We start from the raw sequence: 9,308 nt of genomic DNA on the forward strand, positions 1-9,308 counted from the left end.
CACCAGTGACGGTAGGCAGTGGATATGGACAGAGATCTCCAGGAAGGTAAACGTGGGGTTAACAGATGACGCGTCAGTGCCCGTGTTCACGTAGCCACTTGCATCAATACCCGTAGATGTGAGTTATTGCATACCCGCGGAATCGTGACGAGGCTCGGCACCGAATGCACGGTCGGTTTCGGGCGACCGCTGCCTAAGATGGGGTCATGTCATCGAGCGAGGCGAAACATCACAGGTCGAGGCTTGCTCATGTTCCCTCTGTGGTGAGCAAACGGTCCAAAACCGGCTGGAACCGCATGATGCGCGGACTGTTCCAGGCCGTGCAGATGACCGTGGCTGCGGTGGGCGCCTATGTAATCGCGGAGCGACTGCTCGGCCACCAGGGGCCCATTTTCGCAGCTACCGCTGCCCTCGTTTCGCTGGGTTATGCCAAGGGTGGCCTGCGTTATCGCCGCGTTCTCGAAGTCGCGATCGGCTGCACCCTGGGCATCGTGGTGGGCGACCTGCTGATGCACGTGTTGGGCCACGGCGAGTGGCAGGCGGCCATTGTTCTGCTCATTTCGCTCATGCTCGCGCGGTTCTTGGACAACGGTGCCATCTTCACCACGCAGATGGGACTGCAATCCGTCCTGGTGGTGCTGCTACCCCCATCCCAGGACGGCGTGTTCGCCCGTTCTCTCGACGCGGTAGTGGGTTGCCTGTGCGCACTGCTGCTGGCCTATTTCATCCCGGAAGATCCCCGCCGCGAGCCACGAGGTGACGTCCGAAAGCTCATCACGGAATACTCCGAGTTGTTGGCCGAATCCTCCCGAGCCGTCTCTGATTACGATTCCCGGTTGGCGTGGCACGCACTGGTTCGCGGCCGCCAGACTCAACCTCTCGTTGATTCGGTTCGCACGGGGTTGGAGGCGTCCAAGGAAATTTCCTATGCCTCGCCCCTGCATCGAAGACACCGGCAAGAAATCGACAGTCTGGACCATTGCATTCACTACCTGGACCTCGCCGTGCGAAACTCCCGGGTCCTCGCGCGCAGGCTCGCTTCAGTGCTGGACCACGTCTCCCTCGCCGACGACGCCGTCACGTCCCTTTCCGAGGTGCTCGCCGATCTTTCCGACGCCGTATTGAGCCTGGGCAATGCTTTGGCCGTGAGCCACCCACAGTCACGCGAAAGCTACTTGCGCCAGGCCCGCAACGAATTGTTCTCGGTCGCGGCGCGCCTGGAACCTCATGACATGGGTGTGCGCACCATGGAGGGCGAGGCGCTCGTGCTGATGATCCGCCCCATGGTGGTGGATCTGCTCGAAGCCACGGGCATCAGTCACCAGGTGGCCATCGGGCACCTGCCGCCGCTGCAATCGGACTGACTCTGTGCCGGCTATGCGTGTCTGACGCGCTGGATACTGTGAGTTCATGAGCACCAAGACCCGGAAACCCTCAGTGTCGTACCGCTGTACCGAATGCGGCTGGACCACGGCCAAGTGGGTGGGTCGCTGCGGTGAATGCCAGTCCTGGGGCACCGTCGAAGAAACCGGTGCCGCTCAGGAACACGGTCGTACCCAGGCCGCGCGAACCTTAGCTCAACCGGCCAAGCCCATCGGCCAGGTGGACTCTTCGGTCGCCCAATTTACCCCCACGCACGTACCCGAGCTGGACCGTGTGCTCGGTGGCGGGCTGGTGCCCGGCGCGGTGATCCTCCTCGCGGGCGAACCTGGTGTGGGTAAGTCCACGCTGCTCCTGGACGCCGCCGCCAAGGTCGCCGCGGGTCAGACACCCCGTGATGTGCTCTACGTGACCGGCGAGGAATCGGCAGCACAGGTCAAGCTGCGCGCAGAACGTATCGGGGCGGTCGCGGACAAGCTCTACCTCACCGCTGAAACCGATCTGTCCACCGCCCTGGCTCATGTGGAAGCTGTGAAGCCCCAGCTGCTCATCGTGGACTCGGTTCAAACGCTGGCCAGTTCCGAAGTTGACGGTTCCGCCGGAGGGGTCAGTCAGGTGCGAGAAGTTGCGGCCAGCTTGATCCACGCCGCCAAGACCAAGAACATGACCACGTTGCTGGTCGGCCACGTCACCAAGGAGGGCTCCATTGCGGGCCCCCGGTTGCTCGAACACCTCGTGGACGTGGTCTGCCAGTTCGAGGGTGACAAACACTCCAGGATCAGACTGCTACGCGCCATCAAGAACCGATTCGGCCCCACGGACGAGGTCGGTTGTTTCGACCTCGGTGAGGCCGGGATCGAATCGGTCGCGGACCCCTCGGGTCTGTTCGTCTCGCGCACTCCCCTACCGGTGGCCGGCACGTGTCTGAGCGTCACGGTCGAGGGCCGCCGTCCGCTGTTGGCGGAGGTGCAGGCCCTGCTGGACAAATCAAGCACTGCACAACCGCGGCGGGCCACCTCCGGTCTGGATAGTTCTCGCGTAGCCATGCTGCTGGCGGTGCTGCAGCGCCGCGCTGGTGTGGGCCTGGCGAACCTGGACTGCTACGTCTCCACCGTGGGCGGTGTGCGGCTCACCGAACCCGCCACGGACCTGGCGGTGTGCATGGCCTTGGCCTCAGCCGCCCAGGACCGCCCACTCCCCCAGCGCCTGGTCTGTTTCGGGGAGATCGGCCTGGCCGGAGAGGTACGTCCGGTCCCGGACATCAATCGCCGGATCCAGGAGGTCGCCCGGCTGGGATTCACCCACGCGGTGGTGCCCGCTTCGCCGAGCGGACCGGGCAAGATCCCCCAGGGGTTCTCCGTCCGAGAGGTCACCACTGTAAGTCAGGCCATCGAATTGCTCTTCCCTCCGCGGGAGCGCTGAACGACCAGGTACGCGCGGAAATAGCAACAGAGGCTGGGCACGAGGTGCATGCATATAGCACGTAGGATGATCATGTGGTGAAAGCTCAGGAGACGGCCCTTCGTAAGACCCTGGCCCGCTTGGCACCCGGAACCCAGCTGCGCACAGGTCTCGAACGCATCCTGCGGGGACGGACCGGTGGGTTGATCGTGCTGGGCTTCGACAAGTCCGTCGAGGCCCTGTGCTCGGGTGGTTTCGACATCGACACCGAGTTCACTCCCACCAAGATGCGCGAACTGGCCAAGATGGACGGTGCCATCGTGTGCGATCGTGATGCCACCCGCATTCTGAAGGCAGGCGTGCAGCTCATGCCGGAGGCTCACATCGAGACCCAGGAATCAGGCACCCGGCACCGTTCGGCAGAACGCACCGCCAAACAAACCAACGTTCCCGTGGTTTCCGTGAGCCAGTCTATGAGCGTGATCACCATTTACGTGGGCGATCACCGCTACGCCATTGAAGGTTCACAAGCCATCATGGCCCGCGCCAATCAGGCTCTGCAGACCCTGGAGCACTACAGCAATCGCCTGGAACAAGTTCTAGGCAGTCTTTCCGCACTGGAAATCGAGGCGGCTGTCACGGCCCGGGATGTGGCCCTCACTCTGCAGCGCATGGAAATGGTGCGCAGGATCTCCGAGGAAATCAGCTGGTACGTGCTGGAGCTCGGCGAGGACGGGCGCCTCATCTCGCTGCAATTGGAAGAGCTGACGGCCGGTAACGGACCCGGCCCCGACGTGGTGTTGCGGGATTATCTCCCCGAGGAGACTCCGGCGGAGGTCTTGTCCGACGCCATGGCACAACTCGCGGAACTCTCCCCGGCGGATCTGATCGACCTGCAGAAAGTGGCCGTGGCCGCGGCTCTCATCACGTCCCAGGGCAACCTGGAAGCTGACCTGCACCCGCACGGTTACCGCTTGCTCGAAGGCATCAAGTCCATGCCGCGGGTGGTGGCTAAACGCCTGGTGGGTCAGTTCGACGGCTTACAGGCCTTGATGGCCGCGAACCTCGAGGACCTGATGTCCGTGGAGGGCATTGGCGAACAACGCGCCCGCAACGTGCGCGAATCGCTGTCCCGCATGGCTGAAACCAGTTTGCTCGAACGCTTCATGTGAGCGCGGGACCCGCCTCCCGCCCGTGGACATGAGGGCGCTCCTCGGTTCTGCCCAACCCTGAAGGACCAAGGATTTTTCGATCAACCGTGCTGAAGCGGTCTACTCCAGAACAAAGGTTGCAGAGGAACTGCTCTGCTCGCCCAAGCCCACGGTCAAGTTGTAATAACCAGCCATGGCTTTTGCCTGATCCGCGGGGCACCCTTCCGCGGTGCGAATCCGGTTCCACGCCAACCGGGCCTCTTCCGTCTTCCCCGGCTCCAGCGTGACGTTTCGGTCCTCCCCCTCGGCCGCGCAATGCCGGGAATCGAAGATGACATCCGAACCGGACGTGACCACATAATTCATGGCGTTCGTCCCGGCATTGACCCGGCAGGGTTGCTCCCCGGTGTTCTCCATGGTCATGACCAGTACCGGTTCCTGATCGGCCGGGTAGGTCTGCTTGTCCGTGGAGGCGGTGAGCGTCAAGTTGGCACCGCACTCCTCGGCTGCGGCAGGACTGGCCGAGGAACCCTCGCTCTCCTTGTCACCGCTGGGTGTGGGCCGGGGGGTGAAATCCGCGAACTTGTCATTGGGGTCAACCGTGGCTGCCTGAGTGGGCTCGGCCGTGACCTGGGTCTGTGTCGGGGGTTGTTCCGGGTCCTCCGAAGAACCGGTGAGCGCGGAGACCACGGAGGAAATCCCCCAGATCAGGGCCACGACCAACACGAGCAGAACGACCAGGGCGATCACGCGGCGTCGGCGGTAGACCGAGGGAGGCAACCGGTCCCCGGAATCCCCGTGGGATGCGCCGGAGTTGGGGGAATCACGCTGCTCTGAACCGTTGGTTGCCATGAACTCCAGGCTACCGTGGGGATTTATGAACTCGAGCTCCACACCCTGCGCACCGGACCAACTTCACGGCATTCACCAAGCCGTCATCCAGTGGTTTTCACGGGCAGGCAGGGACCTCCCGTGGCGCGAGCCCGCGTGCTCTCCGTGGGGTGTGCTGGTGAGTGAAATCATGCTGCAACAAACGCCCGTGGTACGGGTTCTGCCGATCTGGCGGGAATGGCTGGACCGCTGGCCCAAACCGGCAGACCTGGCCGCAGCCAGCCCCGCGGACGTGGTGCGCGCGTGGGGCAGGCTTGGGTATCCCCGCCGGGCGCTCCGATTGCGCGCAGCAGCCACGGAGATCGCTGATCACCATGACAACCAGGTGCCGGAAAACCACTCTGAATTGCTCGCTCTGCCGGGCATCGGTTCCTACACGGCAGCAGCGGTGGCTGTCTTCGCTTTCGGCCAGCGCTACACGGTGGTGGACACGAATATCCGGCGGGTGCATGCTCGACTGTTCAGCGGCAAGGCACTGCCGTCCAAGACGCTCACCGCGGCGGAGACCCGGCTTGCGGATCAGCTCATGCCAGAGGACATCGCCGAATCGGTGAAGTGGAACCAGTCCGTCATGGAGCTGGGTGCTTTGGTGTGCACGGCTCGCTCCCCCAAATGCGATGAATGCCCCGTGTTCGATGAGTGCGCGTGGATCGCCGCGGGTCGACCGGAACCGGACTACGTCCCCAAGGGGCAGTCCTGGCACGGCACCGACCGACAGGTGCGCGGGGCCATCATGGCGGTGCTGCGGCACAGCCCGTCACCGGTTTCGGTAGACCTGTTGCTCACGGATCGCGCCGGGGCGGAGCAGCTGGCCAGCAGGATCGAGAACCCTGGCCAGGAGACGGCCGACATGCTTGAAAAGCTGTGGGCGCTCCCGGCCCCGCTGGAACAGCGCGAGCGGGCCCTCGGCGGGCTGCTCAAAGACGGTCTGGCGACTCGCCACGGAGACGAAGCCAGTCTGCCGAGCTGAATCGGTCTTGTTCAATCGCTCCGGACGGCTCCGGCTTCCTTGGTGGCCGGGACGTGCTGACCGGCCGCGACCGCCGATAGCGCCAGGACTTCCGGGGCGTCCAAGAGTCAGAACGACACGTGCAGTTGTCGAATCATGCGCGTGTTGCCCAGGGTGTTGGGTTTCACGCGCGCCAGGTCGAGGAACTCCGCAACGCCTTCATCGTGGGAGCGCAGGAGTTCGGCGAACACATTCGGATCAATGCTTTCCTGGTTCTCCATGACCTCGAACCCGTGGGCGGAGAAGAAATCCACCTCGAACGTCAGGCAGAAGACCCGGCTCACGCCGAGTTCCGCGGCGCGGTCAATCAGGACCTCGAGCATGCGCCGCCCCACGCCCTGCCCCCTCGCCTTGGCCGAGGTGGCGAGCGTACGCACCTCCGCGAGGTCCTCCCACATCACGTGGAGGGCACCACAGCCCACCAGCTCGCCGCTCTCGTCCTGAGCGACCACGAACTCCTGAATGTTCTCGTAGTAGGTCACGGTGTCCTTGGTGATCAGGATGTTCTCCTGCGCCATGGGCGCCACCAAGGCCTTGATGCCCTGGACGTCCGAGGTCTTCGCGGGACGAATACTGATCTTTTCCATGCCAAGACTGTACGCCGCCGTAACCGTGAGACGCGGGTTAAACGCCGCGAGCGGCGTCGTCACCCTTGTCCAGGATGCCGACGCCGCTCGCGGCGTTGTAGCGGTCCGTTCGCCTAGGCCTGGGCCTGGGCGGGGCCGTCACCGAAGCCACCCGTGTTGGGTGAGCGGGGAACGTCCCTGCCGGACTCGCTGTCGTCGTTGTCGGTCAACGACGGCGTGTTGTGGATCTCGTCCAGTTCCTCATCCGAGAGCTCGGACATGGGGGTGGATGAGAACGTGAACGTGCGGTCCTCACCTTCACCCTCGACATCCACTGTGATCTTCTCACCGGAAGAGATCTCGCCGAACAGGATCTTCTCGGACAGCTGGTCCTCGATCTCACGCTGCACCGCACGACGCAACGGACGTGCACCCATTGCGGGATCGTAACCCTTCTCGGACATGAGCACCTTGGCGGCGTCCGTGAGCGAGATGGACATGTCCTGCTCACGCAGCCGCTGCTGCACGCGGGCCACGAACAGGTCCACGATCTTGAGGATCTCGTTCTGGCTCAGCTGCGGGAACACAATGGTCTCGTCCACGCGGTTGAGGAACTCGGGACGGAAGTGCTCCTTGAGCTCCTCCTGAACCTTGGCCTGCATCCTGTCGTAGGAGGTCGACACATCGCCGGTGGCCTGGAAGCCCACGGGAACGGTGCGCGAGATGTCCTTGGTGCCCAAGTTGGTGGTCATGATGATCACCGTGTTCTTGAAGTCCACCACGCGACCCTGCGAGTCGGTCAGACGACCGTCCTCAAGGATCTGCAGCAACGAGTTGAACAGGTCCTGGTGAGCCTTCTCGACCTCGTCGAAAAGCACCACGGAGAACGGCTTGCGGCGCACCTTCTCGGTGAGCTGACCGCCCTCTTCGTAGCCCACGTAACCCGGAGGGGCACCGAACAGTCGCGAGACCGTGTGCTTCTCCTGGTACTCGGACATGTCCAGGGTGATCAGGGCGTCCTCATCACCGAACAGGAACTCCGCGAGGGCCTTGGCCAGCTCGGTCTTACCGACACCGGTGGGACCGGCGAAGATGAACGAGCCACCGGGACGGCGCGGATCCTTCAGACCCGCACGGGTACGGCGGATCGACCGGGACAGTGCCTTGATGGCTTCGTTCTGACCGATGACGCGCTTGTGCAGCTCGTCCTCCATGTGCAGCAAGCGACCGGACTCTTCCTCCGACAACTTGTACACGGGAACACCGGTGGATGCGGACAGGACGTCCGAGATGACCTCGGGGGTGACCTCGGAGATCTGGTCGTCGCCGTCGCGCCAGGCCTTGTCCTTCTCCTCACGCTCGGTGATGAGCTTCTGCTCGTCATCGCGCAGCGAGGCGGCCTTCTCGTACTCCTGGCCGTCGATGGCGGCTTCCTTGGCGCGCTTGGTGTCCGCGATCTTCTCGTCCAGGGCCTTGATCTCCGGTGGAGCCGTCATGCGCTTGATGCGCAGGCGGGCACCGGCCTCGTCGATCAGGTCGATGGCCTTGTCCGGCAGGAACCGGTCGGACACGTAGCGTGCGGACATATGCACGGCGGCTTCCAGCGCCTCGTCCGTGATGGACACGCGGTGGTGTGCCTCGTACTTGTCGCGCAGACCCTTGAGGATCTCCACGGCGTGTGCCTCGGAGGGTTCATCCACCTGGATGGGCTGGAAACGACGCTCCAGGGCGGCGTCCTTCTCGATGTGCTTGCGGTACTCGTCCAGCGTGGTGGCACCAATGGTCTGGAGCTCACCGCGAGCCAGCATGGGCTTGAGGATCGAGGCGGCATCGATAGCGCCCTCGGCGGCACCCGCACCCACCAGTGTGTGGATCTCGTCGATGAACAGGATGATGTCGCCGCGCGTGCGGATCTCCTTGAGCACCTTCTTGAGGCGCTCCTCGAAGTCACCGCGGTAGCGCGAACCGGCCACCAGTGAACCGAGGTCCAGGGTGTAGAGGTGCTTGTCCTTGAGCGTCTCGGGCACGTCTCCGCGCACGATTGCCTGGGCCAGGCCCTCGACCACGGCGGTCTTACCGACGCCGGGCTCACCGATCAAAACGGGGTTGTTCTTGGTGCGGCGTGAGAGCACCTGCATCACGCGTTCCATTTCCTTGTACCGGCCGATGACCGGATCAAGCTTGGATTCGCGTGCGGCCGCGGTGAGGTTGCGACCGAACTGGTCCAGCACTGCGGAGCCCGCGGGGGTACCCTCGGCGCGGCCACCGGTCCCGACACCCGCGGCTTCTTTCTCGCCACCGGCGTTACCGGACTGGTAACCGGAAATCAGCTCGAGCACCGTTGCCCGCACCTTGGCGGGGTCAGCACCCAGCTTGATCAGAACCTGGGATGCCACACCCTCGCCGGCACGAATGATGCCCAGCAGGATGTGCTCCGTGCCGATGTAGTTGTGACCCAGCTGCAGTGCTTCGCGCAGCGAGTGCTCCAACACCTTCTTGGCGCGGGGTGTGAAGGGAATGTGACCGGACGGTGCCTGCTGGCCGGGTCCGATGATGTCTTGTACTTGTTCGCGCGCCGAGCTCAGGGTGATGCCCATCGAATCGAGAGCCTTGGCTGCTACGCCTTCGCCCTCGTGAATCAAACCGAGCAGCAGGTGCTCGGTACCGATGTAGTTGTGGTTGAGCATCCTGGCCTCTTCCTGGGCCAGCACCACGACCCGGCGGGCGCGGTCGGTGAAGCGTTCGAACATGGATACTCCTCTATTGGTGTCTGCCAACGATGCTAGGCACCTGAAGAGCGTTTATGGGCACTGTTCGCCGCTGGCGCACGATGTATAGCGGCTCTTCAGGATCCAGGGTGTAGTTGGGGTCGGCGCGTCGGTCGCCGGATAGGGGCCGAGGCCTCCCGAA

General features: G+C 63.7%; 7 protein-coding genes. 4 read left to right on the plus strand and 3 right to left on the minus strand.

The genetic code is table 11. From position 1 onward, the window contains the following. Positions 1–260: 260 nt before the first annotated feature. The 3 genes from RF638_RS12430 to disA all read left to right on the plus strand — a co-directional run bounded on the left by RF638_RS12430 (position 261) and on the right by disA (position 3,953). Positions 261–1,364: an aromatic acid exporter family protein gene (locus RF638_RS12430; protein ID WP_238663127.1), complete on the plus strand. Its 1,104-nt coding sequence runs from the start codon at positions 261–263 to the stop codon at positions 1,362–1,364. Positions 1,365–1,410: 46 nt separating this feature from the next. After that, entirely contained in the window at positions 1,411–2,802 is a 1,392-nt protein-coding gene (gene radA, locus RF638_RS12435) for a DNA repair protein RadA (protein ID WP_315278814.1), read from the plus strand. Between the two features lie 74 nt (positions 2,803–2,876). Continuing rightward, positions 2,877–3,953, plus strand: coding sequence for a DNA integrity scanning diadenylate cyclase DisA (gene disA, locus RF638_RS12440; protein ID WP_095797712.1), 1,077 nt, complete (start codon positions 2,877–2,879; stop codon positions 3,951–3,953). A gap of 99 nt (positions 3,954–4,052) precedes the next feature. Here disA and RF638_RS12445 read toward each other — a convergent pair whose 3' ends face one another. Beyond that, positions 4,053–4,784, minus strand: a complete 732-nt coding sequence (locus RF638_RS12445) for a hypothetical protein (protein ID WP_095797711.1) — start codon at positions 4,782–4,784, stop codon at positions 4,053–4,055. On the opposite strand from RF638_RS12445, the gene RF638_RS12450 reads away from it, so the two are divergent. Further along, positions 4,783–5,793, plus strand: a complete 1,011-nt coding sequence (locus RF638_RS12450; RefSeq protein WP_129700752.1) for an A/G-specific adenine glycosylase — start codon at positions 4,783–4,785, stop codon at positions 5,791–5,793. The genes RF638_RS12445 and RF638_RS12450 overlap by 2 nt on opposite strands. 107 nt (positions 5,794–5,900) lie before the next feature. Here the strand turns inward: RF638_RS12450 and RF638_RS12455 are convergent, their stop codons facing one another. Both RF638_RS12455 and RF638_RS12460 read right to left on the minus strand, forming a co-directional pair. Beyond that, on the minus strand, positions 5,901–6,419 hold the full coding sequence (locus tag RF638_RS12455) for an amino-acid N-acetyltransferase (RefSeq protein WP_095797709.1): 519 nt from the start codon (positions 6,417–6,419) through the stop codon (positions 5,901–5,903). Positions 6,420–6,532: 113 nt separating this feature from the next. Further along, on the minus strand, positions 6,533–9,148 hold the full coding sequence (locus RF638_RS12460) for an ATP-dependent Clp protease ATP-binding subunit (protein ID WP_368842145.1): 2,616 nt from the start codon (positions 9,146–9,148) through the stop codon (positions 6,533–6,535). Positions 9,149–9,308 lie beyond the last annotated feature (160 nt).

This window comes from Kocuria sp. CPCC 205235 (genome assembly GCF_040980905.1).
Taxonomy (GTDB): Bacteria; Actinomycetota; Actinomycetes; order Actinomycetales; family Micrococcaceae; genus Kocuria; species Kocuria carniphila.